The sequence below is a fragment of the Paeniglutamicibacter sp. genome (genome assembly GCF_046714615.1).
In the GTDB taxonomy this organism is placed as follows: Bacteria; Actinomycetota; Actinomycetes; order Actinomycetales; family Micrococcaceae; genus Paeniglutamicibacter.
The window spans coordinates 57,530-82,913 of sequence record NZ_JBKKAP010000055.1; the positions used below are offsets into that span (position 1 = coordinate 57,530).

29 protein-coding genes and 1 pseudogene are annotated in these 25,384 nt (G+C 60.4%); 21 read left to right on the forward strand and 9 right to left on the reverse strand.

What is annotated here, in order from left to right:
• Positions 1-20: 20 nt before the first annotated feature.
• The 9 genes from ACLQ7E_RS06305 (at position 21) to ACLQ7E_RS06345 (ending at position 8,325) form a co-directional block, all read left to right on the forward strand.
• Complete coding sequence (locus tag ACLQ7E_RS06305) at positions 21-1,394, forward strand: recombinase family protein (protein ID WP_411731718.1); 1,374 nt, start codon at positions 21-23, stop codon at positions 1,392-1,394.
• A 301-nt stretch (positions 1,395-1,695) separates the two neighbouring features.
• The gene (locus ACLQ7E_RS06310; RefSeq protein WP_411731719.1) at positions 1,696-1,974 is read left to right on the forward strand and encodes a hypothetical protein; all 279 of its coding nucleotides are present in this window, start codon (positions 1,696-1,698) and stop codon (positions 1,972-1,974) included.
• An 89-nt stretch (positions 1,975-2,063) separates the two neighbouring features.
• Positions 2,064-3,509, forward strand: coding sequence for an AAA family ATPase (locus tag ACLQ7E_RS06315; RefSeq protein ID WP_411731720.1), 1,446 nt, complete (start codon positions 2,064-2,066; stop codon positions 3,507-3,509).
• A gap of 146 nt (positions 3,510-3,655) precedes the next feature.
• Entirely contained in the window at positions 3,656-4,141 is a 486-nt protein-coding gene (locus ACLQ7E_RS06320; protein WP_411731721.1) for a hypothetical protein, read from the forward strand.
• A gap of 11 nt (positions 4,142-4,152) precedes the next feature.
• On the forward strand, positions 4,153-4,509 hold the full coding sequence (locus ACLQ7E_RS06325; protein WP_411731722.1) for a hypothetical protein: 357 nt from the start codon (positions 4,153-4,155) through the stop codon (positions 4,507-4,509).
• Between the two features lie 139 nt (positions 4,510-4,648).
• On the forward strand, positions 4,649-4,942 hold the full coding sequence (locus tag ACLQ7E_RS06330; protein WP_411731723.1) for a WhiB family transcriptional regulator: 294 nt from the start codon (positions 4,649-4,651) through the stop codon (positions 4,940-4,942).
• Positions 4,943-5,192: 250 nt separating this feature from the next.
• Positions 5,193-5,456, forward strand: a complete 264-nt coding sequence (locus ACLQ7E_RS06335; protein ID WP_411731724.1) for a hypothetical protein — start codon at positions 5,193-5,195, stop codon at positions 5,454-5,456.
• Positions 5,457-5,553: 97 nt separating this feature from the next.
• Positions 5,554-6,792 (forward strand): phage major capsid protein, encoded by a 1,239-nt coding sequence (locus ACLQ7E_RS06340; protein ID WP_411731725.1) that lies wholly within the window; start codon positions 5,554-5,556, stop codon positions 6,790-6,792.
• A 240-nt stretch (positions 6,793-7,032) separates the two neighbouring features.
• Positions 7,033-8,325 carry a phage portal protein gene (locus ACLQ7E_RS06345; protein WP_411731726.1) on the forward strand — a complete coding sequence of 431 codons (1,293 nt, stop codon included), beginning with the start codon at positions 7,033-7,035 and terminating at the stop codon, positions 8,323-8,325.
• Between the two features lie 461 nt (positions 8,326-8,786).
• Here the strand turns inward: ACLQ7E_RS06345 and ACLQ7E_RS06350 are convergent, their stop codons facing one another.
• Together ACLQ7E_RS06350 and ACLQ7E_RS06355 are read right to left on the reverse strand one after the other, a co-directional pair.
• Positions 8,787-9,038 carry a hypothetical protein gene (locus ACLQ7E_RS06350; protein WP_411731727.1) on the reverse strand — a complete coding sequence of 84 codons (252 nt, stop codon included), beginning with the start codon at positions 9,036-9,038 and terminating at the stop codon, positions 8,787-8,789.
• A 284-nt stretch (positions 9,039-9,322) separates the two neighbouring features.
• Positions 9,323-9,544 carry a hypothetical protein gene (locus ACLQ7E_RS06355; protein ID WP_411731728.1) on the reverse strand — a complete coding sequence of 74 codons (222 nt, stop codon included), beginning with the start codon at positions 9,542-9,544 and terminating at the stop codon, positions 9,323-9,325.
• Between the two features lie 113 nt (positions 9,545-9,657).
• Here ACLQ7E_RS06355 and ACLQ7E_RS06360 point away from each other — a divergent pair.
• A pseudogene (locus tag ACLQ7E_RS06360) lies at positions 9,658-9,885 on the forward strand (ATPase, T2SS/T4P/T4SS family); the annotation flags it as partial.
• Between the two features lie 493 nt (positions 9,886-10,378).
• Positions 10,379-10,591: a transposase gene (locus ACLQ7E_RS06365; protein WP_411731729.1), complete on the forward strand. Its 213-nt coding sequence runs from the start codon at positions 10,379-10,381 to the stop codon at positions 10,589-10,591.
• Between the two features lie 65 nt (positions 10,592-10,656).
• Here ACLQ7E_RS06365 and ACLQ7E_RS06370 read toward each other — a convergent pair whose 3' ends face one another.
• A complete protein-coding gene (locus ACLQ7E_RS06370; protein WP_411731730.1) occupies positions 10,657-10,935 on the reverse strand; it encodes a helix-turn-helix domain-containing protein in 279 nt (92 codons plus the stop codon).
• 188 nt (positions 10,936-11,123) lie between these two features.
• Here ACLQ7E_RS06370 and ACLQ7E_RS06375 point away from each other — a divergent pair, with 188 nt between their 5' ends.
• Positions 11,124-11,525 carry a hypothetical protein gene (locus tag ACLQ7E_RS06375; protein ID WP_411731731.1) on the forward strand — a complete coding sequence of 134 codons (402 nt, stop codon included), beginning with the start codon at positions 11,124-11,126 and terminating at the stop codon, positions 11,523-11,525.
• 136 nt (positions 11,526-11,661) lie between these two features.
• On the opposite strand, the gene ACLQ7E_RS06380 is transcribed toward ACLQ7E_RS06375, so the two are convergent.
• Both ACLQ7E_RS06380 and ACLQ7E_RS06385 read right to left on the reverse strand, forming a co-directional pair.
• Positions 11,662-11,844, reverse strand: coding sequence for a hypothetical protein (locus ACLQ7E_RS06380; protein ID WP_411731732.1), 183 nt, complete (start codon positions 11,842-11,844; stop codon positions 11,662-11,664).
• A 223-nt stretch (positions 11,845-12,067) separates the two neighbouring features.
• Entirely contained in the window at positions 12,068-12,334 is a 267-nt protein-coding gene (locus ACLQ7E_RS06385; RefSeq protein WP_411731733.1) for a hypothetical protein, read from the reverse strand.
• Positions 12,335-12,579: 245 nt separating this feature from the next.
• Here ACLQ7E_RS06385 and ACLQ7E_RS06390 point away from each other — a divergent pair, with 245 nt between their 5' ends.
• Positions 12,580-13,419: an excisionase family DNA-binding protein gene (locus ACLQ7E_RS06390; RefSeq protein WP_411731734.1), complete on the forward strand. Its 840-nt coding sequence runs from the start codon at positions 12,580-12,582 to the stop codon at positions 13,417-13,419.
• On the opposite strand, the gene ACLQ7E_RS06395 is transcribed toward ACLQ7E_RS06390, so the two are convergent.
• Positions 13,405-13,740 (reverse strand): hypothetical protein, encoded by a 336-nt coding sequence (locus tag ACLQ7E_RS06395; protein ID WP_411731735.1) that lies wholly within the window; start codon positions 13,738-13,740, stop codon positions 13,405-13,407. The genes ACLQ7E_RS06390 and ACLQ7E_RS06395 overlap by 15 nt on opposite strands.
• 652 nt (positions 13,741-14,392) lie before the next feature.
• Here ACLQ7E_RS06395 and ACLQ7E_RS06400 point away from each other — a divergent pair.
• From ACLQ7E_RS06400 to ACLQ7E_RS06410, 3 genes are all read left to right on the forward strand, one after another.
• On the forward strand, positions 14,393-15,514 hold the full coding sequence (locus ACLQ7E_RS06400; RefSeq protein WP_411731736.1) for a DUF262 domain-containing protein: 1,122 nt from the start codon (positions 14,393-14,395) through the stop codon (positions 15,512-15,514).
• Between the two features lies 1 nt (position 15,515).
• Positions 15,516-16,268, forward strand: coding sequence for a HEPN domain-containing protein (locus ACLQ7E_RS06405; protein WP_411731737.1), 753 nt, complete (start codon positions 15,516-15,518; stop codon positions 16,266-16,268).
• Positions 16,269-16,384: 116 nt separating this feature from the next.
• Complete coding sequence (locus ACLQ7E_RS06410; protein WP_411731738.1) at positions 16,385-16,969, forward strand: hypothetical protein; 585 nt, start codon at positions 16,385-16,387, stop codon at positions 16,967-16,969.
• Positions 16,970-17,185: 216 nt separating this feature from the next.
• Here ACLQ7E_RS06410 and ACLQ7E_RS06415 read toward each other — a convergent pair whose 3' ends face one another.
• A complete protein-coding gene (locus ACLQ7E_RS06415) occupies positions 17,186-17,674 on the reverse strand; it encodes a type IV toxin-antitoxin system AbiEi family antitoxin domain-containing protein (RefSeq protein WP_411731739.1) in 489 nt (162 codons plus the stop codon).
• A 115-nt stretch (positions 17,675-17,789) separates the two neighbouring features.
• Here ACLQ7E_RS06415 and ACLQ7E_RS06420 point away from each other — a divergent pair, with 115 nt between their 5' ends.
• From ACLQ7E_RS06420 to ACLQ7E_RS06430, 3 genes are all read left to right on the forward strand, one after another.
• Positions 17,790-17,996, forward strand: coding sequence for a CopG family transcriptional regulator (locus ACLQ7E_RS06420; protein WP_411731740.1), 207 nt, complete (start codon positions 17,790-17,792; stop codon positions 17,994-17,996).
• A gap of 356 nt (positions 17,997-18,352) precedes the next feature.
• The gene (locus ACLQ7E_RS06425; RefSeq protein ID WP_411731741.1) at positions 18,353-19,036 is read left to right on the forward strand and encodes a DUF2637 domain-containing protein; all 684 of its coding nucleotides are present in this window, start codon (positions 18,353-18,355) and stop codon (positions 19,034-19,036) included.
• 743 nt (positions 19,037-19,779) lie between these two features.
• On the forward strand, positions 19,780-20,856 hold the full coding sequence (locus ACLQ7E_RS06430) for a hypothetical protein (RefSeq protein WP_411731742.1): 1,077 nt from the start codon (positions 19,780-19,782) through the stop codon (positions 20,854-20,856).
• Between the two features lie 78 nt (positions 20,857-20,934).
• Here ACLQ7E_RS06430 and ACLQ7E_RS06435 read toward each other — a convergent pair whose 3' ends face one another.
• Complete coding sequence (locus tag ACLQ7E_RS06435) at positions 20,935-21,657, reverse strand: helix-turn-helix domain-containing protein (RefSeq protein WP_411731743.1); 723 nt, start codon at positions 21,655-21,657, stop codon at positions 20,935-20,937.
• Between the two features lie 175 nt (positions 21,658-21,832).
• On the opposite strand from ACLQ7E_RS06435, the gene ACLQ7E_RS06440 reads away from it, so the two are divergent.
• Complete coding sequence (locus ACLQ7E_RS06440; protein ID WP_411731744.1) at positions 21,833-22,603, forward strand: hypothetical protein; 771 nt, start codon at positions 21,833-21,835, stop codon at positions 22,601-22,603.
• A 56-nt stretch (positions 22,604-22,659) separates the two neighbouring features.
• On the opposite strand, the gene ACLQ7E_RS06445 is transcribed toward ACLQ7E_RS06440, so the two are convergent.
• Positions 22,660-24,261 carry a helix-turn-helix domain-containing protein gene (locus ACLQ7E_RS06445; RefSeq protein WP_411731745.1) on the reverse strand — a complete coding sequence of 534 codons (1,602 nt, stop codon included), beginning with the start codon at positions 24,259-24,261 and terminating at the stop codon, positions 22,660-22,662.
• Between the two features lie 269 nt (positions 24,262-24,530).
• Between ACLQ7E_RS06445 and ACLQ7E_RS06450 the strand changes: the two genes are divergently transcribed.
• Entirely contained in the window at positions 24,531-25,043 is a 513-nt protein-coding gene (locus ACLQ7E_RS06450; protein ID WP_411731746.1) for a hypothetical protein, read from the forward strand.
• Positions 25,044-25,384 lie beyond the last annotated feature (341 nt).

Consider the following 25,384-nt stretch of genomic DNA (forward strand, 5'->3'; position numbering starts at 1 on the left):
GTTAAGTCTAGACTGCACACATGAGAACCGGCATTTACACGCGAATCAGCCTTGACCGCGAAGGCGACAGCCGGGCCGTGACGCGCCAGCGGGAGGACGCCCTGCAGCTCATCGAGCGCCGCGGCTGGGAGCTCGTCGCCGAGTACAGGGACAACGATATATCGGCCGCAGGGAAGCGCCGCCGCCCCGGGTTTGAAACCATGCTTGCCGACATCCAGGCGGGGAACCTCCAGGCCATTGTTGCCTGGAACCTGGACCGCATTACCCGTAACAGGACCGACAACGTACGCCTCATCGAATCCTGCCAGGCGGCCGGTGTGACCATCGCGCTAGTGCGGGGCTCGGACCTCGACATGAGCACCCCGTCCGGCCGCATGACAACCGGCATCCTCGCCGAGGTGGCACGAAACGAAATCGAAGTGAAGTCGGACCGGCAGAAACGCGCCAACCAGCAACGTGCAGAGGACGGGAGGCCACACGCCGCCCGCCGCGCCTTCGGTTACGGTCGCAACGGCATCGACCTGGTACCGGAGGAGGCCGCCCTGATCCGCGCCGCCTTCGAGCAAATCCTTGCCGGGGCATCCATTCGGTCGATTGTCCGTGACTGGAACGCGGCCGAGGCCTTCACCACGGCCGGAAACCTGTGGAGGCCCACCACGGTCCGCGGTGTGCTCAAGAACCCGCGCTACGCAGGCATCCGGTCCCACAACGGGGCGCGCATGACCAAACCGGCCATCTGGGAGCCTGTCGTTTCCGAGAACGTCTGGGCAGCCACCCAATCACTCCTCGCCGACCCACGCCGGTCAACCGTCACCGATCGGTCGGTCAAGTTCCTACTGACGTCCATAGCCGAGTGCGGCCGCTGCGCTGACGGCTCCAAGGTTGCCACGGCAAGGACCCAACACGGCGTACGGAACTACAAATGCGTCCACGGCGACCTCACCAGGGGAGCCACCGCGATTGACGCCCTGGTCGAGGGCCTGGTCATTGCCAGGCTGTCCCGACCGGACGCCGTACAGCTCCTGAAGCCATCCGCGCCGGACGTCGACATAGAGGCGCTGCGCGCGGAGGCCACGGCGCTGCGGGAACGGCTCGAGGACGCCGCCCGCATGTACGCGAAAAAGGAAATTCAGGCCGCCCAACTAGTCGCCATCACTCGGGTTCTGGAAGACGAAATCAGTGACCTGGAGACGCAGATCGCCGACGCGTCCCGCGGGTCCGTCCTGGCCGGTCTCATCGGCTCCCCGGATGTGGCGGGGGAGTGGACGGCCTTGGATATTTCCCGGCAGCGCGCCATCGTGCGGGAGCTATTCACATGCATCGTGATCGAGCCGGTGAAGCGCGGGGCCCGGACCTTCGAGCCGGGATCGGTGACCCCCACCTGGAGGATTTGAGCGGTTTAGCTCCAGGAATGGCCTCAACGTGTTGGGGCCATTTTCTGTACCAAGTTATGTACCAAATTTGAGTTAATTCCGATTAACTCATTCACACACCCACCAACACCCACCAATACGCGGCAACAACCACCAACACGCCCGGAAAAGTTCTGTTGATATGAGCATCTGACATGGGGATTCAACCCGTTGTAGATATGACTTCTGAGTGAAAAAATGTTTGTAGTGAACCTCAAGGCAAGGCCAGCCTGACACAACGGGGGACACGAACCCCAACCCCGCCACGCCCAGGAGCACCGCCATGCCCGCCACCAAGCCCGTCGTCCAAGCACGCAGCCAAATCGGCGTCGCCGTCCGCACCGGCAACAAGGCCCTCGAGACCGAAGCCCGCCAAAACCTCGCCACCGCCAACATCGAGGCCGCCGTCAGCAAGATCGAAGCCGCAGCCGAAGCCCGCCGGCAAAAAGCCGCCAAGAAACTTGAAGAGTATATTGCCCAGGTTGTCGCCGCGGCCCCGCCACTGACGGAGGCCCAAGCTGCCCGCGTAGCCGCTCTCCTCCACGGCGGCGCAGCCAAGTGAGCACACACGAAAGCGCTTCGCCCCCCAAGACAAGAGACGAAGCGCCAAGAAATAACAACACCCCCAGTGTAAGCCCCGTCACCGACGCGATGCCAGAATGGGAAGAAATCCTCACCGGCGCAGGTTGGGCCCAGATCAATCAGGGGATGTTCTCCAACATCTGGCGTCACCCCAGCGCCAGCATCGGCGTCAGCGCCACCGTCAAGAACGACCTACTCCAGGTCCCCGGCCCGGTGGGCCCCTTCACCGAACCCGGCGGCGTCTACACCCGCTTCCAGGCCATAGCCATCATCAATCACGGCGGCGACGAGCAGGCCGCCCGCCGCGCCCTCCGCGAGGCCGGATACCATCCGCCCTCCGAACCCCCAGGGCTCCGCCTCCGCCGCCTCACCGACATCGACGTCCCACCACCCACCCGATGGATCGGCCCCGGCTGGATTCCCCGCCGGGAAATCACCGTCCTCGTCGGCGGGGAAGGCGACGGCAAATCCCTATTCTGGGTCCTCGTCGTCGCCGCCGTCACCACCGGGAGCCCCTACAAGCACCTCAATATCCCGGCAAGGCAGCCCGCGGACGTGGTCATCATCATCACCGAAGACTCGACCGCCGAAGTCCAGGCCCGGCTCAAGGCAGCAGGCGCAGACCTCGCCCGAATCCACATCTACTGCACCGACGACGACGGCAGCGGCACCCCGACCTTCGGGGAAGGCCTGAACGGGGACATGCTCCTCCTCCATGCCTACCTCGAGACGGCCCCCGAACCACCCGCCATGATCGTCGTCGACGCCTGGCTCGACACCGTCGCGGGCGGCCTCAATATCCGCGACACTCAGCAAGCCCGTGCGGCCCTGCACCCCTGGAAACAACTCGCCGACGCCCACGACGCCGCCGTCATCCTCGTCACCCACACCAACCGCATGGACACCAGCAACACGCGCGACCTCATGGGCGGCACTGCAGCCCTCCGCCAGAAGGCCCGCATGGTCCTATTCACCGCGCGTGCCAACCACGACAGGGAGGAAGACGAGCAGCACATGTGGATAGGCCCGGACAAAGCGAACACCACCGGACTAAGCCACGCACTCAAGTTCACGGTGGCGGTGATGCAGGTGCGGCCCAGGACCGACGACGACCCCGGCACCGTGGCCCGCCTCCAAGAACCGATGCAGACCCTCGCTACCATCCGCACCCACCTCGAGCAATGGCGAGACGAACAACGCGAAGCAAACCAACCCTCATCCCGTGCTGTCCTGGCGCAGCGGGCCATCCAGGAATACATGCAGGCAAGGAAGGCCGCCAGCGTGCCGGTCGCCGACCTCAAGGACCACCTCAAGGAGCTGGGATATAGCAAGAATGCCCGGGATACGGCCGTCAAGGCAGCGGGGGAATCCAGGCCACCAGCACCGGGGGAACCGTGGGTTTTCTCCCTCCACGGCGCGGAGCCCGCCAGTCTTCCCGCCAGTCTTCCCGGCTTGGACGTGTCACTGGGAAGTCAGGGAGACAGGGAAGACAGGGAAGACAGCAACACCTCGTAACCCCCTACGTATCGAGGATTCGCGGTAAATCAAGACATCAACCCAGACTTCCCAGACTTCCCAGTGTTCCCAGTCTCCTCGTGATACCTCCAGGACCGGGAAGACAACCGGGAAGACGGCAACCAACACCGACAAGGACCACAATCGTGTACACCCCCATTGCCTCCAACATTGACGGACTCACCCTGCCCAACGGCTCCAACGTCCTCGCCCGGAAATTCCTGCCAGGACTCGTGATTCTCAGCATCGACGGAATGCAGGTTACCCGCGACATCCTGAACAGCATCCCCGCCTACCCGAGCGAGTACAACCCTTACCAAAGCCCCGACGAAAGCAACACAGTCGAAAACGACTGGTGGAAGCCGCTCGCGATTGTTCACACCGGCCGCGCCTACACCTACTACCGGGAGCCAGGCACTGATGAGCGCGGAGACAAGGAATTCATCTTGTCCGACAACCCGGCACTTGGGGGCAAGCCCGTTCAGATACTGCCCCGTTTTGAGGTCCTCGGCTACGCCCACGAAGGTGGGCCTGGGGACGGTGCACTCGAAATCCGTGCCGAGCTGAACAGAGAGCTTCCCACCAACACCCTGCCCACCTTGTACGCCTACGATCCCCGCAAAACTGCCTAAGGACCCCGACCATGGACCCGAACCGCATCCCCGCCAACATCCACATCACCGACGGACCCCTCCCGACCATCGAGGTCAACGGCGTCGTCCTCACCATCGACATCGTAAAGCAGATCGACACCATCACCACCGAAGCCCTCGCCGACCTCCAGGCCCTCAACCCCATCTGTCGCACCCGCACTTCCAAGCACGGCGGAGCCACCGAGGCCCTCGCCCTCCACCCGGCCACCGGCAGGCTCATCCGCATCGAGATAGACGGCCACCACATCTACCTCCACAACGGCACACCCACCGGAGCCGAGGCCACCGCATGGGCACACCAGCACCTCATCCTTGCCGTGCTGCCACACCCGCAGGCCGAGCAGTGAAGCCCGAGCCCCCGGGCCCCCGCCCAGGGCAGGAACCGCCAGCCCCGGCACCGGCACCACCGGCCCGTTTCTTCGAGGAGCCCGGTGAGCTGGTCAAGCTGATCGCGTTGCTTAGCCAACTTTTCGAGGAGCCATCGCCATGAGCCGCACCGATGCCAGGCGGCCGGAGGACCCCGAGGTTGGCCTTCGGTCCTGGCTTGAACTGCTGGCCAAGCTCGACGGTGCCGTTATTCCATGCCGCGGAGGAGCCGCCGAGTTCCACTCGGATGATCCACGCGAGCAGCGCACGGCGGCGCGAGCCTGCCAGCCCTGCCTGCTGCGGCAGGAGTGCCTCGCGTTCGCCCTCGCGAGCGGGCAGACCTCTGGTGTCTGGGGCGGCACCACGCCCCAGGATCGCCGGAGAGCACGCCGGGAAGGCAGGCGTACGGCATGAACAACCCGCACCCGCCAGAGCCCGCCTCGCGGCCTGGAATCCCCGTCCGGCACCCACCGCCACCGACCTGCCACGAGCCCGCCAGCACCGCCCCCAGAGGCACACGGCAGGCCCCCACCCGGTAGGGGCGTTCACATCGCTGCGTTTCGGGCTGGGAAGGCGCGCAGCCGTGCAAAAGCTCGCGATGTCTCAAAATGCATACCCCTCTTGGGATTTGTTTCACAAGCCACCGAAACGAAGGAAAACGACCATGAATGACCGCACTGACATGCACCGCTGGGTCCTGGCCCTCCTCCAGGCCGCCAACACCGGGGACGTGGAGACCACCAACGAGGTCCTCGCCCTAGTTGAGAGGGAACCGGGCGGGAGGGACCGCCTCCTGGTCTGCCTTTCCGGCATGGTCCTGGTTGCCCACGGGCGCGACCCGCTCAGGGAGGACCTGTCCGGGTTCCTTGCCTGGTACGGGGCGCAGCTCGACGCCATCGACGCCGCCGGGACGGAGCCAGGGGATTGATCGACTGACTTATGGATTTGGCCCACATAGTCACGCGTGGTGGGCAAGGATTGGAGGTGAGCTTCCCCTCTCACGATTTGAAGGGGAGGTCCACGCCATGGACCCGAAAGAACGCCTAGCCCAACTCGTAGCCGAGGCCGCCGAACTTCGCAAAAAGGCCGATGGCCCGAACTTCACCGAGGCGGACTCGAAGCGCACGACCGCGCTTGTCCGGGAACACACCGAGTTGATCGAGCTCGTCGCCCGTAAGGATGCCGCCGACAAGGCCCTGGGCCAGTTCGGTGCGCCGACGCAGGACAGCACGCAGGACTTCACCGGTGGGGAGGGCACCGGCCTGATCGGCCCGTCCGGGCGCAGGCTGAACAAGGCCGCGCAGGTGCCCAGCTCCGACTCGACCGTGTTCACGAACAACATCCTGGCCGCGATGAAGGCAGCCTCGGGTTCCATCGGCGGCCCCATCGTGCAGAAGGCCCTCATCCCCACCGGGGCGGTCGTTGCCCGCTTCGACCAGGTCATCGTCAACGACCCGAAGAACGCGTTCTCGCTCTACGGGGCGGTGCAGCACCTCGACGCCGAAGGCGCTAATTCATTTTCCTACCTCCGTCAGACGGCGCGGACGAACGCGGCGACGACCGTGGTGGACGGCGCGCTCAAGCCCATTTCCGTGTACGGGCTCACGCCGCAGACGGCCAGGCTTGCGACAATTGCCCATGTCAGCGAACCTATCCAAAAACAATGGCTACAGGATTACACAAATCTTGAGCAATTCATTTCTCAGGAAATGGCTTATGGTGTTGACCTCAAAATTGCCGACGTTATTTTGAACGGGGGCGTCGACGAAACGGGCGCCAATTTCACCGGGATCCTGAACACCAGTGGTATCGGCCAGACCGCCTACACCACCTCCAAACTCCGCACGATCCGCAAGGCCATCACGGACCTCCAGGTCACCGGAGCCGTCCCCACGTCGGTCGTCTTGAACGCTACGGACTGGGAGGAAATCGAGTCCTCGCTGACCGCCGAGGGCGCGTACATCATGGCCGGTTTGCCGCAGCAGGCCGCCACCCCGGTTCTGTACGGCCTCCCCGTCATACTTTCCCCGGGGCTCCCGGCAGGGCAGGCCATCGTGGGCGACCTGGCCAGCGTTGTCGTTCTCGACCGGGGGGACCTGATGTTCGCTTGGTCGGAGGGCGGATCGATCAACACGGGCACCGTTGCGGTGCCGGTGAACGTCGAACTTTTCCGGGCGAATCGCCAGGTGTTCCGGATGGAAATCCGCCTCGGTTTGCAGGTAATGAGCACGAAACTCCTTCGGGTTGCCGACCTGGTCCTCTAGGCCGCGGCCTCGTGGCGTCAACGCCTCCACCGGCGGGGGTCCCAGGGCCTGGGGGCCCGGCGGTCCATGACCCGCAGGGGGGAACGATGGCAGGGCGGACCCCGCAACGGGTCCTAACCGGTACTTTCTTCCGGTGAAGCCCTGCCAGCGCCACAGGCCGCACAGACCAGGGGCCGGGACCCGGGAAGCCTCCCGGCCCCTCGTTCGTCACCGAAACCAACCCCCAAGAAAGGGCGCACCATGGGCATCATCAAGGCCGCATCCGGCGAACTCGTCACCATCCACTCGCTCGGCAGCCAATCCGGCCCGAGCAGCAGCCTGCAGATCATCGACCCCGGCATTCCGCGCCTGGGCTCCGACGGGAACCCCACCGACCCGCTCACCATTTGGAAGACGCAGCCGTCCATCCGCAAGGTCGTCAGCTTCGCCGCCCGACAGTTCGCCTCGATCCCCTGGCACGCCTACGTGCGCGTCGACGACACCGACCGCAGGCGCAAGTCCGGCAGCCCGGCGGAGAACGTCATGGGCAAGCCTGCACCGCTCATCAGCGGCTATAGCCTTTGGAACACCCTCGCCGTCGACCGGCTCCTGTACGACATTTGCCTCGCCGTCCTTGTCGACGGCCAGCTTGTCCGCATCCCGCCAAGGCTGATCCGGATCCGCTCCGATTTTGTTGGCCGCCCCGTCCAGGTTCTCATCGAGACCCCGCCCGGCATGGAGGACCTCGATGTGACCCTCGCGCCAAAGATCCTGGCCTGGGGCTGGCACGCAGACAAGGCCGGTGGCGTGAGCCCGATGTTCACCCTCGCGGGAATCCTCGAGGAGAACCTCCGCAGCGTGGAGTGGAGGACCGCGCAGTGGGAGAATGGCCCGAAGATGTCCGGTGTCCTCACGCGTCCGGTCCCGGTTGCGGGGCAGGCCAAGCGCTGGGATGAGACGCAGCGGGACCGGTTCCTTGAGGTTTGGAAGACGTGGCGGGACGCGCCGAAGGCGGGAGGCACGCCGATCCTCGAGGACGGCATGGAATACGAGCAGCTCGATGGGCTGAACCCGAAGGACGCCCAGGACATCGAGGGCAGGCGGCTGACCGATGCGGAGGTCGCCTCGGCCTTCCACATCCCGCCGGAGCTTGTCGGCGCCAGGGACGGGACCTTCTCCAACATCGACGCCTTCCGGCAGATGCTCTTCGGCCCGACGTTGGGCCCGCTGTTCCAGGAGATGCAGCAGGCGGTGAACGCGGGCGGAGTGGTCCAGGCCCTGGATGCAACGCCCAGGCTTTACCTTGAGATGAACCGGGAGTCGGCGATGGCCGGGAGCTTCACGGAGCAGGCGAGGGTTTTCCAGACCCTGACCGGTGGTCCGGTGATGACGCGCGCGGAGGCGAGGGCGCGGCTGAACCTGCCCTTCATCGAGGGCACCGATGAGCTCGTGGTTCCGATGAACGTGACGGAGGGCGGGCAGGCATCGCCCACGGATTCCGGCGAGCAGAACGTGGGCGGCGACAACGCCGACCCGGAGGCCCGGGGCACCTGACGCATGTCGCCGATGATCGATAAACGAAAAGCAATGAGGCTAGTAAGTGGCACGAGTTGCTTATAGGGTTGCGGTTATGGATAAGCCTAACTGTGCAGTATGTCATACTGATAAGTTTCTGAAAATCACCAATTTCGATGCAGGTCGCTGGGAAGAAAGTCCTGTTCGATTGCCGCAGGGCAGAACTCGGAAACACCGAGTCGGGCCGGTTGCGGATTTTTTCTGCCATCAATGTGGAACGCGGAACGGGTACACGGTAGCTGATGATTGGAAGCCAGGCGCAGACCCTGACATTTCAGAATTGGAGGCTGCCGGGTACTACTACACCGAAGACGGCGTAAAGCATGAACTCATGGAGAACGGCAGTTGGCGGGGAACTCTCTCCTCGTAGGCCAGGGCCGCACACGGGAGGGGCCAGGAATCCATGCACGGATTCCTGGCCCCTTTGTCGTTCCCGGGGTTCAGTGGCCGAGGGCATCCAACGCCTCGAGGACACGGCCCAGGTTCGCCTGGACTTTCCGCGCCTGGTCGATAGACAGTTCACCGTCGTCGTTCGTGGTGATCTCAAGGACGATGCCCCGGTCGGGTGTCCAGATGGATTCCACGGCCCCGGGCTGGCCCTCGTCGCCGGAGGCGGGGCCGAGCCCGCGGGTGAAGCCGTCGGGGGGATGGTCGTTGTCGAGTATGAAGCCCTGGGGAAGTTCGGTTTTCATGATGGCGGGCCTTTCAATGGTTGGTTGGTGCATGGGTTTCAAGGATGGAAGCGGACCCAAGGGGCGGTCTTGCTTGGCCCCCATTGCCGCCGGGCTGAAAACGACTCGCCCCGTATGAGTCAACACCCGTAGCCCACCCCCTGGAAGAGGGCGAGCGAAGGTATTACGTGACCAGGGCCTGATCAGGGCACCTGGTCACGGTTGCCGCCAGTTCGGCTTGGATTCTTTGCCTGGACTCACTGGGTACGCGGGTGAGCGGGAACGCGAGGGCAGGGGCCCTGGTGCTAACCGATCCGGGCCTGGATCGCCTGCAGGGCGGCGATGACCTGGGGCAGGTATTCGGCGGGGAAGTTTGTCCCGGTGCGGTCCCAATCGGTCCAAAGGGTCACGAGGTCACCGAGCGCGGACTCGTCCAGGCTCGCGAGGACAAGCGGTGCAGGGTGCGAGGGTTGCTCAACCGGGCCGGTGCCTGTGGTTTCCGGGGCGGGAGCGGTACTCTTGTTCATGTCGAATCCTTTCGTGATTCGTCCACGCCCTCCGAACGATGCCAGTCGTTGCGGGGGGCTCTTTCGTTGGCCCGTAGAGGACCTGAACCAACTTGTGTAGTTAAGTTAGCATCGAACTCAAGATCAACCTGCGCGACGTGGTGGGCCTGCAGACCCGCCAACAGAACCTGGAGGGGCACGGCGAGATCAACATGCGGCGGCTGGTCAAGGAGGCGCTGCGGATGCGCCCGGACCGGCTGGTCATCGGCGAGGTCCGCGAGGCCGAGGCGCTGGACATGCTGATTGCCCTTAATTCTGGACTTCCTGGCCTCTCGACGATCCACGCCAACTCCGCGCACGATGGGACATGTTTCAAAATGCATGTACATTTTGTGGCGTGATGTTGGGATTTCGTATCCACACGAGTCATAAAATTCCTAGTCAGTATCGATGCCTAGAATCTCTACGAGTGGAATGTCCCTGATTGCACGTAACGCTCGATGACCTTTTTCCGTTCAAGACATCAGCTGTGGATTTTCCGGTGGGCCAGTGTGCATGTGGCTCAGGTCTCGTATTATTGCGCTGGGCCCTTGGGGGAGACCCGGGGCCATGATTGCTCTCATCGGTACGCATGATGTCGAGGCCCCGGCAAGAAGTTTAGGGATCGCTGGCCAGATTGGGAAGATTCTGCTGTCCGGATTGCCTGGCACTTACCAGTGACTCACGGGTGGGTGCCCGCAGGTACTCGGCCTGGACCAGCGTTGATCATTGTAATGAAGCATGTCTGTGCTGACGGAAACAAACGAAGTAGATTCCAGGGCCTAGGGTCCGATTTATCGAATTCTGAATTTGCTGGTGACATTCAAGCCGTCACTTTCCCTGGAACAGGTGGTGCGGAGGATGAAGATGCTCACCACACACAAGCTCTGGGCGGCCGAGCCGGCGGCCTTGTCCCGGCATTTCTGGGGAAGCAGGAAGAGACTCTGGTCAGGCGGGTACTTCGCCTCCACCGTGGGGTACTCCGATACGCAGGCGACCACCGCCTATATCCGCACCCAAGCGAAATGACCGCCCCGCGGCGCTCTCATCATCGAGCCTGAAGAGCTCGACGCTTTCCCGCGCCCGCGTAAAGTTCAGCCAAATCGTTTCAGTTCCTCATCTAGGTCGATGTCTTCCAAGCGGACATTTGATGCGACGGAAGGCAGAGCGACGGCGTGGATGTCCAAGACTCTCAGCACTCCGAGAACCTTTCCAAGTTCGGCACGCATATGGCCCGACTCGAGCTCCACAATGAAGCGACGCCCTACTTTCGCCTTGACTGCCAGTTCCGCCTGAGTCCAGCCTTTTTCCTTGCGGCCTTCGCGCACGGCTTCAGCCACCGAGTCTACAGTTGCCAGAAATCGCCTTTTCATGGTTCTAGTCTACCAACGATGATCCCGAACGGGAACACGTTGAGGGGATATTTGCGTGGGTCACCGCGGCGAGGCCGGGCCATGGGCCCACATGGAGCGCCGCAACAGCTCAAAGGGGGAGAAACGATTGGGCACCCACTGGACTGGGGTTCCGTATCCGAGATCGGACTGCGGGGTACTCTGTGCTTATGGAGATCGCCGACGCACTGCAGGATTTGATCGATCGGGAGGTCGGGTGGATCCGCACAGAGCTAGAAGCTGGCGAGATCGAATTCGCCTTGCGGCTGGTGCCGGATCTTCTAACTCATGTGCGGGCCCTGCTGGGCGACGCGCCCGTCCCGGCATTAGAACCGCCAGCCACGACCGGAGACTCGCGCTTTGACACCCTGGTCATCGCAGGGATTAGGTGGGCCATGAACAGCGATGCAGACAGGCCGTGGTCGGCGCCAGAGCCGTTGCCGACGCCGTGGTACCCCTATGATTTTCGATCGGTGACTGAGGCTTGGCTGGTGCTTTCAAAGCGGGAGACTCCGGCAGAGCTGGCGCGGGCTGGAATCATTTTCCGGGAAGGCGGGCTCCTGAGCACCTAACCGCGCTTGCCGGTGGGATTCTGCGGGGTCTTCTCTAAGAGCTTGGAGATCGACTGCAATCCGAAGGGTTCGACGGAGACGTCCGTCTGGTCGGAAGCGCTGCGATAGTTTTAGCTGGCGATTCCAGGCGGCTAACCTAAGTCTCACCAGTCGGCGGAGCGGCCCCCGCCGACCGGGTGCCCCGGACCAACAGGTTCATCAGCCGGTCAGCAAACTCAGCAGGGTCATCGATCGCGAGAACCTGCTCATCGGGCATAGCTTCCAGCTGCTCCGTGAAAATCCTCGATAGCCTTTCACGTGTACTCTCTGAATCATTCATGGAGACCTTCCTTGTTGCTCATTGCTGGGACCGTCCTGCTCCCAGCAGTACCGACTACAATGGTCTTTACGGTGTGTGGGGCTGGGGTGCTTGCCGTGCGGATAGAGATTCCTGCATTATGCTGGAATCCTCCTGCAGTGATGCGGAGACTAGATATAAATGCAAGGGCACGAAGAAGGCTGGGGGTTATCTCCCGGCCTTCTTCTTTGCCCGGGAAGCAGTACTAAATGCAATCGCCAAGCTCCTTGGCCAGAGTCAGGACCGGCTCTACAGGGCCGCCGAGGAGCTGCCACTGTGTCGGGCCGACGGCCCGTCCTTCATACTCCAGGTCCGGCTGCGGGGTGGCCAAAAATCCGCTCACGGTCCCGGGATGAAGGCCAGGCTGAAGGACGCTGTGGACGGATTGCAGCAAGGACTCCAGATCGATCTCAGTGCGGGGGAGGCCACAGTGATCATCCCAGAACCGTTGCTCACTGTCGGTGAGGCTCATGCCTTGATCGTAGACCAGCGGAGTTCAGCTGACACCCCCAAAATACCTGCTAAACCCCGCCAGTCCGTTCCCCTTACCTCTATCTGAGTGGCAACTGGTGGCCCCCGTTCACGGAGCATTCGCTGATCGATTCGCCGAGGTCCTTGGTTCTTCGAGTACGAACCAAGAAGGTGGTGTCCCTAAGAGATCCTGGACGATCAATATTGGTTCGCTCGCGCTAACCTTTCTGTATGAGCATCGACATAATGACAGTGAGCGAAGCCGCCGAACGTCTAGGAATTTCGGTTGAGGCTGTCCGCAAGATGATCAAGAGTGGCCGGCTCACCGTTATTGGCACCGCGGGACGAACATTGCTGCTGGAGCCCGTCTCGGTGCAACGCGTGCTGAACGCGGGAAGACGACCTGGACGCATCTGGGAGCCTCGAATGGCCTGGGGTGCCCTGGCCTTGCTTTCAGCTGAATCGGCCCCGTGGCTGACTCCCACGGAGCTCGCGCGCCTGCAAGCGCGGTTACCCGGGCTCACTCCGGAAGATGTTCATCTCCTGGCTCGCAAGCGCTCCAAGTCCCACCGTTTCCGGGGTGTCCAGGGGGCTTTGGAGCGGCTGGAGCCTCTGCTGGTTCTTACCGGTGCTTCAGCCTTAGCTGACGATCGTGTGGCCGAACGCTTCGAGTTGGCCGGCGGCGGCGGGGGAGGGATTGAGGGTTATGCCCTGGCAGGGGACGCGGACAAGTTCAAGAAGGCTCTCGGGTTGGCGGAAGATCCCCGCGGCAACATCGTCATCCACGAAACGGCTTTCACTGAAGCGGTCACAGCCCCTCTGGCGCCTCTGGCAGTTGTTGCCACGGATCTTATGGGATCGCTCGGCACACGTGAGCGGTCCGCCGGCCGCCGTGTGCTCGAGGAGCTGCTGACGGGATTCACCGACGCGGGGGCTTCGACAGCCTTGGGTCAGGCAAGAAGGAAAGCCCGTGCCATCACGAAAAGTGCCCTGGGGACAATGAGCTTGGAGGGGCAGGCGGTGCCTCCGGAGTCGTTTGGACGCTTGTACCAGCGGGCGCTCCGGAGCGAATTAGGCAAGCTCTGAGGTGGCGTCGTCCCAGAAGTTTTTCCGGTCCGCGGGATGAATTGGCCACGTCATCGGGTCCTCGTCCACCCTCAGCTCCATTGACTCTACGGGGGTTGATTCCATCGGAGCAAAGTGATCGTTTCGGCCGGGGTATGGGCGGATCAGCAATGGCAGCCCCACCTCGACTTGAAGGAAGTCACCAACAATCACGATGTAGCCGTCGCGGGCGTAGGTGTCGGCCCCGGGCCCAGGATGCCGAATAAGTAAACCGGAGACGATATCAATCAGCCACCGGCTACCAGAAGCAGTCCTAACCTCGTACACCTCCGACTGGTTCATGGTATGAGTCTAAGGCTATGGGGGGACACCAATTTCTTGGTCACCTCTAGGTCTGGACGTTGTGCGGGCTCCCTAATCGCGCGACGCAAAATTGCATGCTGCAATCAATCGCAGTGTGCAATCCTGCAAACAGGGAACCACTACCTGCTGACAGGTGAAGGGTCGGCGGCCGAAAACGTCTCATGACGGATGTCAAGATCCGATCCGCCCGCAAGCTCCTGAACCGAGGAAGGCCGCCCCGGGAGGTTGCCGACACCTTCGCTGTCTCCATGCCTACCCTCTGCCGCTGGGTCCCGGCAACACACGCTGCGGGGGCATCGAAGTTATGGATGATGCTGATTGGTGCAGGCGACTTATGAAAAGTGACGGTTGGTGCAGGGGGCTATTGATGGGGATGCAGTTGCGTGCAGGGGACTGCTGATATTTCCGTGACTATACAAGTCTGCACAACCCCGAAGTCACGCGGGAGTGAGTGCGGAAGAGTTTTGAAGATGGCAATTTTACAGCCGGGGACTGGTGTTGATGAGACGTCTTGCAACCTCTGGGACGCGCGAAAGGATCAGTGGGATGTTTGAGAAAACAGGTAGCCCGAGGTGACGCCTCCTTAGTGAGTCCTCACAGGATGCGCTCTTGATTACCATAAGATCGAACTATGAATGACGAATCGTTTAACCGACAAGGCTTCGAATCAGAGGAACCTGCAGATATAACCCGTGAACGATGGATTAGAGCTCAGCGTGATCTGATTACTACTACATTGGATTACAATTTGCAGACCGTAGCTTCACTCGTCGGGGACGGCCGCATTGACCTTAGCCCCTCGTTTCAGCGCCGCGACAGGTGGGACCTCAAACGTCGGTCCCTGCTTATCGAATCCTTCTTGATGAATGTTCCTCTTCCTCCGGTTTTTTTAAACGAGGATGAATACGGGCATTATTCGATCATCGATGGGAAACAACGTCTTACAACTATTTCAGAATTCCTAAATGATGGTTTCCAGCTACAGGGTTTGAGTATTTTCTCCGAGGCTAACGGACTTTATTTTTCGCAGCTTGACGACTCTCTAAAGTCGGTACTACAGACCCGTTCAAGTATTAGGTCGATTATTCTGCTTCGCATGTCCGATCCTTTGATCAAGTTCCACGTCTTTCAAAGGCTTAATACCGGTGGGGTGAGGTTGAATTCGCAAGAAGTTCGAAACGTTACTTTCGCAGGACCTTTTAATGATGCAATCGTTAGCGCCGCGACTTATCCCACGTTCACTCGATTGTTGGGCATCGGCTCCGACGAAGCGAAGCGCTCAAAGTCAGCACTTTGGCAGCAAATGCGTGATGTGGAATTAGTCCTGCGTTACCTAACACTCAGGGAAAACTGGTCCTCATTCTCAGGATCCCTGGGCGGGGCGATGAACACATACTTAATGGATAGTTCGCACATGAGGGGTTCAGAAATAGAGCGCCGGCTTGCATATTTCCACGAAACAGTCGAGAAGGTGGACGTAGCATTCGGTGATATGGCTTTTAAGCGAGTGCGTCAGTCCCAGAAATCTTCGAGGATTCTCGCGACCTTGTACGATGCTCAGATGATTGCAGCTGAAGAATTTTCATATCAAGATTTAGAAGCATCGAAGAACGCAATTCAAAATGGAATGTTTGGATTACTCGAAGACAATATTTTTACTAAATCGATAGGTGCGCAGACAAACACTCCGAAATATGTTAAGACCAGAATATCTATGGTTCGAGACATGATAACTGTGGCGATATCTGGTTGAAATGAATCTCCATGATTTCCGTAGTTCGCTACAGGCCTGCCGTGATTTGGCAGAAGTTCTTGAAGTTTCTTTAACTAATGTGTCGATTCTCCAAAGCATGAACGTGGGACCAGACATTAGAACCGCTGCAATCGCAGGTAGCGTCTTACTGAGTGTCGCAAGATTTGAGGAGTTCATAAAATCACGTGCAGATCATTATCTGAAATCGTTCAGTAAAGCTTCTCCCCCTATTACGCGTTCGTCTCTAGACAAAAAATTACAGACTCAAATATTAGTAAAGAATTTAACGGCAGCAGGTAGATCGAAAAATCATGGGGTCGAGCGAACCGAGGATGAGATATTACAGGAGTTGCATAATATCGCCGGTAAGATTTCGTCAGATACTATCTGGGGGGATCATGCCATCGAGACCAAATCCAATCCGGGGCCTGAGACGGTTAGAGATATTTTGTCATTACTTGGCATTAGTGGAGCATGGACGTATATCGACACTGAATTCTCGAGTCTGTGGGATACCGAAAAAGCACTTGAGCCAAGTTTAAAAAGTATCGTTCATCCAAAGGACGAACTCGAAACTATACTGCTTTGGAGGAATCAATGTGCACATACTGGGCAATCGCCAACAATAGGCCCCGCAGAAATCCGGAACATGATTCTATTTCTGGAGTGTCTCTCGAGTGCTATCGATAAGATTCTGAGCACCCACCACAGTAACCGCGTCAGTGGATTAGGTAGTGTTCCGGCGCCTTGGTGAAATCTCCGCAAAATAGATAATTCGTACGTTCGCGGGAATTTCGTATGAACCGTCCGGGGTTTGATGCCTCTGCCAAAGAATGGACACTTCCCTTCCGCGATCGGAATAATAGTGTCATGGAACGAACCACCGCCGAATATGCAAGGGACGCGGGAATATCCGAGCGCCGGGTGAGGGCGCTAGCAGAAGCCGGGCATATTGCCGCCCGCAAATTCGGCACTTCCTGGGTGATCTCCGAGCCATCGGTGCCGTTCACCAAGCACCGCCAGGGCGCCGGCAGACCCCTGAACGAACAGGGAGCCTGGGATCTTGCGCTGCTAATGGACGGATACGAGATCACTTCCCCCTACCGATCTCGGGCACACCGGCGGGCAGAAGCCGTCAAAGCCACAAGCGAGGACAGAGCACGATCAGAGCAGACGCTCCTGCGCTGGCTGTCCTCGCGCGCCATGACGCATTCGCTGCGTGCAGCAGCAGGTGACCTCGATGAGATCCGGCGTGACTCACGGCTTTATGCCACTGGTGTCTCCCACCCGGAGTCGGGGCTACTTCAAGCTCGGGAGTACGAAGCCTATGTGCTGGCCTCCGACTACGAGAAAGTCACCGCCGACTACATGCTCTTCAAAACGGATCGGGCCCGGGCCAACATCATCCTGCGAGTCATCGATGCCGATATGCCACCGTTATCATTCCTCGACTGATGATCGCCGTGGATCTCCTGGAGCGTGCGACCTTCCGTGAGATTGCTGCCGCGCGGGCGATACTGACGAGAGTTCTCTGATCCTCGTCTGTCCGCCCACGAACGGTCGCCGGTGCTCGAAATTGCACTTTGGTGTCCCCGCCGCAGGCTGTCAACCCCACGCCGCGCGCTCTTCGCACGGTGCTGAGCTGCAAGTCCTGGATCCAACTGATCGGCGCTACGCCAAATACCAGAGAGCCTCGGAGACTGGCTTCCTGGCGTTCGGGAGCTGCTCGGCGACCCACAGGAGATGTGCCGGCTTGCCGCCACGTCTCAGCCATTCCTTCAAAGCATCACGTCCGGTTTCGTGTCCCAAGGTGCTGCGGAAGCGAAAAGCATCAGCAATAGCCCTCTCGGGCTCGTACAAGCCAATATCAAGGTCCGTGCCGGGGATCCGTAGGGTGGTGCGGCAGACGTTAAACGTATCCTTGCTGAAAACGTGCCAGCTAAGTGCTGTGGAAAGGCTGTCGGCCGGCTTGTGCATGCCACGGGGGAGAGCCACGTGCAACCGAGTGGGGATCTCGTCAGTCAGATCGTGGTGCGCCAGTGCGGATAACAAGCAGATGGTGGCCAGCGGCTTTCTGGTGGCAGCCTCCACCAGATCCCAGTCCGCGTCCGGAAACTCGTTAAAGCCAGAACTTCCAGGCCGGCTCGATGGCTGATTCATGGGGTCCCTTTTTGGCAGAGCGGCGCACCAGTGCGAGGTGCCTTCAGTCAGCGTATCCGTCGAGTGCGACAGGTCAGCCCTTAGTGTGTTGGTGCCACCTTCCTAAAATGTGGTCATGTCCATGATCATTCCACTCCCCGAAGACCTTGACGTCGCGCTGGATAAGCTTGCGGCTCGCAGAGGAGTGTCCAAAGCGACGCTGCTCATCGAAGGAGCTCGCATGGTGGTGGAGCGCGCAGAGCGTGACGATCAGGTCGGCGCCGCACTCGAAGCGGTCATCATCGAAAATACCGGCCTCCTGAAGCGTCTCAAGGACGCGTAACCCAACCCCTCCGCTTGGCCGATGCAATGCCCCGAACCCTTGAACGCGTTGGACTCGTGGACCGCCCAGAAATGGGAGTGAGCTAAAATCCCTGCCGTGAACCGCGTCCTGAGCGCCGGCAGAGGCTGAGTGGACGCCGGTGAAGTACTGGAACCAACGTGCAAGGGGGACACCAAGACGAACAAGCTGGCACCGTCAAGAGGTCGATCACAACCAAGCGAAATCCTTCAAACACCCCGACGTTAACCGGCCAGGCACCAGAGCAAACCCTAGGCGCGAGGGACTGCAACATAGCGGGGCACCATGGGCGCATGGAGTGGATCAGGAAGAACAATCCACCAACCTGAAGGACAACCATGAACCCCATCATCATCCGCAGAGCAATGCTCACCGTTGTATGGATCGTCGCCCTCACCGCCGGCGTCCTGTCCTACGCAGGGATCAGAGAGCTCGCCCTCCTGGCAGATTTCAGTCCCAGTCTTTCCTGGCTGCTACCCATCATCCTTGACGGTCTCGTCGTCGCCGGCGCCCTTGTAGTCCTAGACGCCGAAGCCAAGCAGACCAGCCGGAAATTCGGTTGGACCCTCACGCTCACCGGGGTGGCCGCCTCCGTCGCCGCCAACATCACCGTGGCAGAAGGACCAATCGCCATGATCGCCCACTCGGCACCACCACTGATTCTCGCACTGACCCTTGAAGCATGGCTGGCCACGATGCGCAGCACCGTCCGGGCAACGCAACGCACCGAACAGGAAAACGCCCGAGCCGCGGCAGTCAAAGAAGCCGCTGAAGCTAAAGCCGCAGCACGAGCAACCCGCACCCTCGGGACCGCACGGGCACCAGCACCGGTCGAAGACATCGTGGATCAAGTGCTCGCACTCAAGGCCGAAGGCTTCAGCAACCAAGCCATCGCCGAGCAACTCAACACCAATAAAAGCAGGGTGCAACGCATCATCACCAGGCACCAGCCGGCTGGAGCCGACCCCGCCTGGGTGGCCGAAGGAGGCGGCGAGAAACTGGGATTGGCGGCGGCCCAGTAGAACAAGAAGTGTCGAAGCGTCGCACACCCCGCCTCAAGAGACCATGACAGTGGTTGCACCAGCAAGAACCCACAGGGGGCTTCCCCGGTCAAGACCACCATGGTTCAATTCAGATTTCCACCGGTGCCTGCCGGTTCACCCCAGACAGGTTTTGGTTCACACCGTCGAACGGTCCGCTGCACAGTGGATGTCGATTCGTTTGGATCACCAACCATTTGATTCGCAGCTGATTCAGCAGGCCGGTTCACTGCCACCGGATTTGAGTCGCTGGTGGGTCCCGGAGGCGGAGCCTCAAGGGGCGCAACGGCAGGTGAGCTCAGAGACCCTTTACTTCCGTTTTGAGCCGTCTAACACCGGTTTTGCCCCACTACATAGCTATCAAGAAAATGCTTCGCTTTTCTTGAAACATGAAGGAGAACAAAATGCACACTCACACGAAGACCAAGCCCGCACTCCCTGACCACGACCCAGTGCTCGGTCCAATCACTGCAATTCACTCCGGGTCCACTCCGACCAACACTCTGCTGGCACTCCTGGCAGGCGCTTCAGTGAATCAAATCCCCGCACCGGTCCTGCGACTATGGATCAATTCCCGCTTGGCGAAGCGTCGACCCGATGTCGTCAACTTGTCCAAGAGTTCTGCGTGGAACACTTTGGTGACTGCTAGTTCCCGCTATTTGGTTCAGAGCCGGAACGGCTCCTCTCTCCTTCCCCTGCGATTTGCGCGGCGTGCGTTGGCTCGGGTGCTGAACGAAAAATCAGGGGACCCGAAGTCGGTCACGGTCAGTGGCCACAAGATGATTCAGGCTCGCCACACGATCGCGGTGATCGGCCTCGAAGCTGTCCGTTACGCGCACACCGGTAAGGACTCGGTGATCGTTTCTGATCCGTGGCTGGTTGTGAGGCGGGGAGTGGATCGGGGTACGGCTCGGCGCCAACGTCAGTTGCTGATCGACCTGGGGTGGCTGCGCCTGGTCGCGGGTGGACGTGCGGGGTTCCCGTCGCGGGTGAAGTTCACGCGGTTGCCGGGGAGCGTGGGGGGGTTGGTGGGGTCGGAGTCGATGTATGCGTCGATTGGTCGTATTGCCTCTCAGGAGGATGACGGGTCGGATCTGGTGGCGGCGTTGTTTGGTTCTGCTGCTCATCCTGCCTGGACGTATTCTCCGACGCTGGGCTCGGCTCATTGGCTGGTGGCGTTGGCTGATGCAGCTGGGGTGGATCCTCGGGGTTTGGGTGTGGCTGCGCGGCGGCTGCCGGGGTTGCGTCGCGAGTTGGTGGAGCTCTTTGGGGCGGCCGATAAGAGGGACGCGAAGATGATCGTTGAGGTGTTGGATGCTCATGCGATTGAGGTCGGTGCGTTTGGTGCGTATGACGCTGCTGAGGAAGCTCGCCGGGCAGCTGCCGAGGAACGGAAGGCTGCGGTGTTGGCGGTGCGGGCTGAGAAGAAGGCTGCCGCTGAGGAAAAGCGGGCCGGCAAGACGGCTAGGGACGCGAAGAAGGCCGCCTCTGCGGCGACTGTTGAGACAAGTGCTCTGCCGGCGGATGAGACTGCACCGGTGGAGACCATCGAGCAACAGGGCGTCCGGTTGGCCGGCGTGATGACTGAGCGTGTCGGTTCCCTCCCGTTGCCTGAAGCCGGCGGGGCTGCCCTTCAGCGATGGTTGATTGCGGCCGAGCCGCTGCTGGCTGCGTGCGCTCCCACATTGCGGATGGTCATCGCCAATACGTTGTACTCCCAACTGTTGGAGGCCGGTTGGGAGCAGCACTTTGCGGCCAGGTTCGGCCAAGAATGTGCGGGGCGGCAGGACGCTGCCGCATAGGGACACGAAGATAATTGCCGGGGTCAGCTGAGGGAATCATTCTATTGGTCGCCCTTTCCCGTGCTGCAAGGATTCGTCTCAAGCGCCGGAGGACTCTTCCAGGATGTCGAAGAGTTGGTCACCGAGGTGCTCGGTGGCGGGATCCGCATAAAGGTCAAGGGCCACTTGGATCGGGTCTGCCCACATCAGCTCGGCAGCAGCCTGGGCTCCGGTTTCCGCGGAGCCGTCAAAGGGCAAGATCTGGACGACGGTGGATCCGTACGGGTCATCCGGCAATGCCAGACCGAGAGTTTCCACGCCGCCGTCCACGTAGATGATCACGGGTTGTTCTGGCTGTTCTGGCGTCCCCAGCATTGCCGCGGCCGGCCAGCCGCTCAGGGCGTACTCGCTGGAAGTAGCCAGGTCCACTGCACCGACGATGCGCAAAAAGTTCCAGCTGCTGCGGGTGGTGGTGATGTCGGTGCGGAGGTTCAGTGGGGCGGCGCGTCCGGCTTCACGGGCCAGGTCGCGCGGGGTGCCCTTAGGTCCGGCCCAGCGCTCCAGCGTTTGAACCCAGGGTCCGTCTGTTGTTTGTCCGGAGACCATGGCGCGGGCGGTGCGGACAGCTTCGGGATCGCAGAGGGCAGGCAGTTGTTGGGGCAGTTGGTGACCCAGTGCTTGTGCAATGGCTTGGGCAGTGCCGAGGGTCGGGTCAAGCTGTCCAGCTCCGATGCGCACGACCGTGGACGGCGCGAGGCCGGCCCGGCGGGCAATCGCATTCTTTGACAGGGGAGAGCCGTTGATCAAGTCCCTGATGCGCATACGCAATAATATAGTGGATTAACGCTTATACGCAACGAGTGAAGGATTGGCGATCCCCTTGGGAGGGGACACGAAGTCGATTACGACCTCCATGGGAAGTAGAAAGCCACTCCTGCGGTCGCCCCTCCTCGTGGGCCGGCAACAGATTAGTCATCTGAGGTGGGAAGATCAGGTGGTGGATCCTGAAACAGCTACCAACGTCATCTCCGTCGCCGGTCTGGCCAACAGCGGCATCGCTGCCCTGAGTGGCCTCGCCGGCGCCACGATTGGAGGGGTGGTGGCGAGCTTGACCGCCCGCGCCACCGCGGCCCGGCAATGGAACAAGGATTCTCTGGAGTCGACGCGGACCTTTTATGTCGAGATGATCGAAACGATCAATGCGCAGTGGATGGCACTCAACGAATCCACAAGAGAGCTGGAAGGCACCTACGATCGGGTAAAGAAAGCAGTTCAAGGAGCCGCTCAAATAGGTGACCGTGTTGATTTCAGGCACGAACGCTCACCGGCGAACCAACAACGAGTTAAGGAAGCGACCGCAGTATTCCGGAGTCTCTTGGCGAAAGCCGTCCTCTATGGGGGAAGCGACATCAACGACCAGCTTACGGAACTGGACTCTGTGCGCAGCGACCTGACCGAGGCCCTCAACATCGGGGACCTGTCGGCCGCGAAACACCAATCGGAAGTCATGGGAATGTTCCTGCCGCCCCTCTACCGGGCCACCCAGCGAGGCATGGCCACTCACAACCTCGTTATCGTGAACACCATTGCTCCAAGGCGCGGTCGCAAACAAAACCGGGCGGAGATCCTGGAGACGATAGCGAAAATTGACAGACGTGACGCTGAAGATGCCGAGAGTCTGACCGCAGTTAAGTCAGCCTGGAAGCTACTGGTTACACCTGCCCCTGACACCGCCCCTGACAAGGTTCCTGCAGGGACGCGAAGATGATCTGCTTCGAGGCAGATAATGCCACAGCCTTAACCGTCTCCCCGCCGCGGGGACATTCAAAAGCCGAGAGGCTCGTTCAGCGCGTTGGTGAGAATGAATCCTTCCGAAGGGAAGTTACGTGTCCCTGACCAGTAGCCCCCTAGCTGCCACGATTGCTGCTCAGCAGCACCGATGACCTGGGCGATGCTAGTGGCCACGACTGGATCGTCAATATCACCGAAGACCTCGCGACGAGCCGCGGCATCAGAGTCGAGTCGCTGGATGACGGGCATGGCCCGATTCTGATGGAACGCGGAGCAGCTCGGGTAGAACTCACCGCTGCCGCCTCTTTTGGATGAGGCGAGGGCGAGACTGCACCAAAGCAGGTCAAACTGCACCAGAGAATCGAGCAAGATGTTAGTCATGTTTTCCTCATCCCCACTCGACTCCTTGGCCTCCGGCAAATCTGACCTTAGCTCGGCAGAAGTTCCCAGCAACTCGAGTGTCAGAGCAATCATCCCCCCACCTCGCAGCTTGCCATCGGACTCCGAAAGAAGATTTGCTCGAGAAGCCTCCGTCAACGCATGGCGCAACCATGACCGGTACGAATAGGTCGCGTCCCCAACCGGGCGGAGCACTATGGTTGGTGCCGCTTCAAGCAAGTCGGAACGCACTGCCATGGCGCCAACAGCGAAGACGCGGAGAATGATCTCCAACCAGCGCTGAGTTGCCCCGGGTTTCCCCGCTGTGCTCGTATGATCACGTAGCTGGTCCCTGTAGATCTCGAAGAGGGTGTCAATTGACACAGCAACGGCCTCAAGGTCATCAACCTGCACTGCCTCACAGGCGATAGCGGCAATCCGATCCAAGACGTGGGTGCGCGCCGCTTGGTCTTCGTATCCAGCCCGGTAGGCGTTCCGGGCCTGGATGAGAAGCCGTTTCAACACCGACCGCTGGCCAGAATCCAAGACCGCCCGGGTGGCGTCCGCAAAAGTTACGGCGTCCATTTCCAGATCCGGATTGACTTGGTTGGGTGCCGTGCCAGATCCCATCGACTGAACTACCCGATGCACCAAAGCGTCCGCATCCGCACGGGCGACGATCCGCTCTTGCTGACGGAATTTGTACAGGACTTGAGACCAGGTTTGATGGTTGACTGGCGCGTTACTTGTTCCTTGACGCGTGTAGACGGTTCCCTTGCGGAAGAGCGTCTGGGTGCCCTTGTCGCTCTGCCAGGTGCCGTCCTTGGAGATGACTGCCGGAATCCCGTCGAACGGCGGTGACACATAAATCAGGGCAAAAGACGCCATTTTTCCTTCGATCAGGACGTTATGGACCTGAGCCTGCACGTCGGAAGCGCAATCAACATGCCCTTTCACCAACTGTGTAAGGATCGCGCTGTCGAACATTTCCTTGCTGGGCGAAGCACCTGGAGCGGGAACCCCATCGTCGGTGGCTCCGACCACGAGGTAGCCGCCCCGCGGGAGATTCATCATCGCAGCGCAATCCTTAATGAATCCGTATTTTGTTCTGGGATCGCGCAGGTTCAGCTCCCGTTTGAAGTCCAAGGCGGGGTACTCGCCGCCGACAGCAAGCAATTCGAGCAGCTTCTCCTCCCCGATCCGCCCATCGCAGGCGAACGGTTGGGATGGCATATTTTCCTCGGGGGTGGCAGTCATAGGCTGAGCCTATGAGCGATAGCACGTCAGGCGCAATTTGTTGAGCTTTGATCGGCCACCTGCCCATCAAGGAGTGAGGATTCAAGGCAAGAAACGCGGACACCGGCTCATCTTCGTGCCGGCGCTCAATCGAACGCCAACGCTTGATCTGCGGATTTCCGAAGAGTTTCTTGCATTTGATCAGTGCTGTCACAGAAGTACCAGCGTCATCCGGTTGCTGTTCGGAGTGCCGTCACACTGGTGACGACCGGGCGCCATATGGTTAGCACGTGGAATACTCTGATGTCTTATCAAGCGCAGCCCTAGGCATTTCCGTGCTGACGGCCGGTTGGACCGGCTACCGCACCTGGCGTTGGGACAAGCCCGTGGTGGTCCTCTCGGGCGAGCAGTGGATGGGCGGCAGCAGTGAGACAGGTGCTGAGCTACGCGCCGGCTTCAACGTCAAGATACTGAATGTCGGAAACCAGGCCACTCAGATCCTTAAAGCGGGGTGGCAGCTCGACAACGGCACTGGATACGACTTCCAGTTCACGTTCAAAGGTGAGGAAGGGTCGGAGTTACCTGTCACTCTTGACCGGTACGGGCACCTCCTACTGGATGCCACCTTCAGCTTGAAAGGACACATCAACCCGCAAAAGTTCTTTAGGGGCAGGCCTTTCGTCGAGTACACCACACGCAAGAAAACCACAGTGACCAAGTACGGCCCATGGGAAAAAACTCAGATTCGGGCACACTTCAAATCCTTGTGGGAAGCGGATGAGGGAACCCACCTCGATAGCTAGAAGCTCCTCATGCTGAAACCTCGTATCCTCCACTAACCAACGGGACGCGAAAGGGGCGTTCCTGCCTCATCGGTTGCCTTACCGGAACCCGAAATTTGCATGGAACTCAGCAAGCTCCGATCCAGGGCTCGGGTGTATTTGCGGGCATGCCATTTGCTTAGTGACCCATCTCAACCGGAGTCTGCGAACCTGACTGATCAAACAGGTTGGTTGAGCTAGTGTCCTGCGCCTGAAGTTCGCTTCAGAAGTCGGCCCAGTGACTCGAGGATCTGTTCGGCGGACTTCGTCCAGATGAACGGCCGCGGGTTTTCGTTCCAGGCCTTGACCCAGGCCCGGATGTC

Coding starts and splice junctions, on each gene's coding strand:
- ACLQ7E_RS06305 (WP_411731718.1), top strand. CDS start 21: ATGAGAACCGGCATTTACACGCGAATCAGCCTTGACCGCGAAGGCGAC.
- ACLQ7E_RS06310 (WP_411731719.1), top strand. CDS start 1,696: ATGCCCGCCACCAAGCCCGTCGTCCAAGCACGCAGCCAAATCGGCGTC.
- ACLQ7E_RS06315 (WP_411731720.1), top strand. CDS start 2,064: ATGCCAGAATGGGAAGAAATCCTCACCGGCGCAGGTTGGGCCCAGATC.
- ACLQ7E_RS06325 (WP_411731722.1), top strand. CDS start 4,153: ATGGACCCGAACCGCATCCCCGCCAACATCCACATCACCGACGGACCC.
- ACLQ7E_RS06330 (WP_411731723.1), top strand. CDS start 4,649: ATGAGCCGCACCGATGCCAGGCGGCCGGAGGACCCCGAGGTTGGCCTT.
- ACLQ7E_RS06335 (WP_411731724.1), top strand. CDS start 5,193: ATGAATGACCGCACTGACATGCACCGCTGGGTCCTGGCCCTCCTCCAG.
- ACLQ7E_RS06340 (WP_411731725.1), top strand. CDS start 5,554: ATGGACCCGAAAGAACGCCTAGCCCAACTCGTAGCCGAGGCCGCCGAA.
- ACLQ7E_RS06345 (WP_411731726.1), top strand. CDS start 7,033: ATGGGCATCATCAAGGCCGCATCCGGCGAACTCGTCACCATCCACTCG.
- ACLQ7E_RS06350 (WP_411731727.1), bottom strand. CDS start 9,038: ATGAAAACCGAACTTCCCCAGGGCTTCATACTCGACAACGACCATCCC.
- ACLQ7E_RS06355 (WP_411731728.1), bottom strand. CDS start 9,544: ATGAACAAGAGTACCGCTCCCGCCCCGGAAACCACAGGCACCGGCCCG.
- ACLQ7E_RS06370 (WP_411731730.1), bottom strand. CDS start 10,935: ATGAAAAGGCGATTTCTGGCAACTGTAGACTCGGTGGCTGAAGCCGTG.
- ACLQ7E_RS06375 (WP_411731731.1), top strand. CDS start 11,124: ATGGAGATCGCCGACGCACTGCAGGATTTGATCGATCGGGAGGTCGGG.
- ACLQ7E_RS06380 (WP_411731732.1), bottom strand. CDS start 11,844: ATGAATGATTCAGAGAGTACACGTGAAAGGCTATCGAGGATTTTCACG.
- ACLQ7E_RS06385 (WP_411731733.1), bottom strand. CDS start 12,334: ATGAGCCTCACCGACAGTGAGCAACGGTTCTGGGATGATCACTGTGGC.
- ACLQ7E_RS06390 (WP_411731734.1), top strand. CDS start 12,580: ATGACAGTGAGCGAAGCCGCCGAACGTCTAGGAATTTCGGTTGAGGCT.
- ACLQ7E_RS06395 (WP_411731735.1), bottom strand. CDS start 13,740: ATGAACCAGTCGGAGGTGTACGAGGTTAGGACTGCTTCTGGTAGCCGG.
- ACLQ7E_RS06400 (WP_411731736.1), top strand. CDS start 14,393: ATGAATGACGAATCGTTTAACCGACAAGGCTTCGAATCAGAGGAACCT.
- ACLQ7E_RS06405 (WP_411731737.1), top strand. CDS start 15,516: ATGAATCTCCATGATTTCCGTAGTTCGCTACAGGCCTGCCGTGATTTG.
- ACLQ7E_RS06410 (WP_411731738.1), top strand. CDS start 16,385: ATGGAACGAACCACCGCCGAATATGCAAGGGACGCGGGAATATCCGAG.
- ACLQ7E_RS06415 (WP_411731739.1), bottom strand. CDS start 17,674: ATGAATCAGCCATCGAGCCGGCCTGGAAGTTCTGGCTTTAACGAGTTT.
- ACLQ7E_RS06420 (WP_411731740.1), top strand. CDS start 17,790: ATGTCCATGATCATTCCACTCCCCGAAGACCTTGACGTCGCGCTGGAT.
- ACLQ7E_RS06425 (WP_411731741.1), top strand. CDS start 18,353: ATGAACCCCATCATCATCCGCAGAGCAATGCTCACCGTTGTATGGATC.
- ACLQ7E_RS06435 (WP_411731743.1), bottom strand. CDS start 21,657: ATGCGCATCAGGGACTTGATCAACGGCTCTCCCCTGTCAAAGAATGCG.
- ACLQ7E_RS06445 (WP_411731745.1), bottom strand. CDS start 24,261: ATGACTGCCACCCCCGAGGAAAATATGCCATCCCAACCGTTCGCCTGC.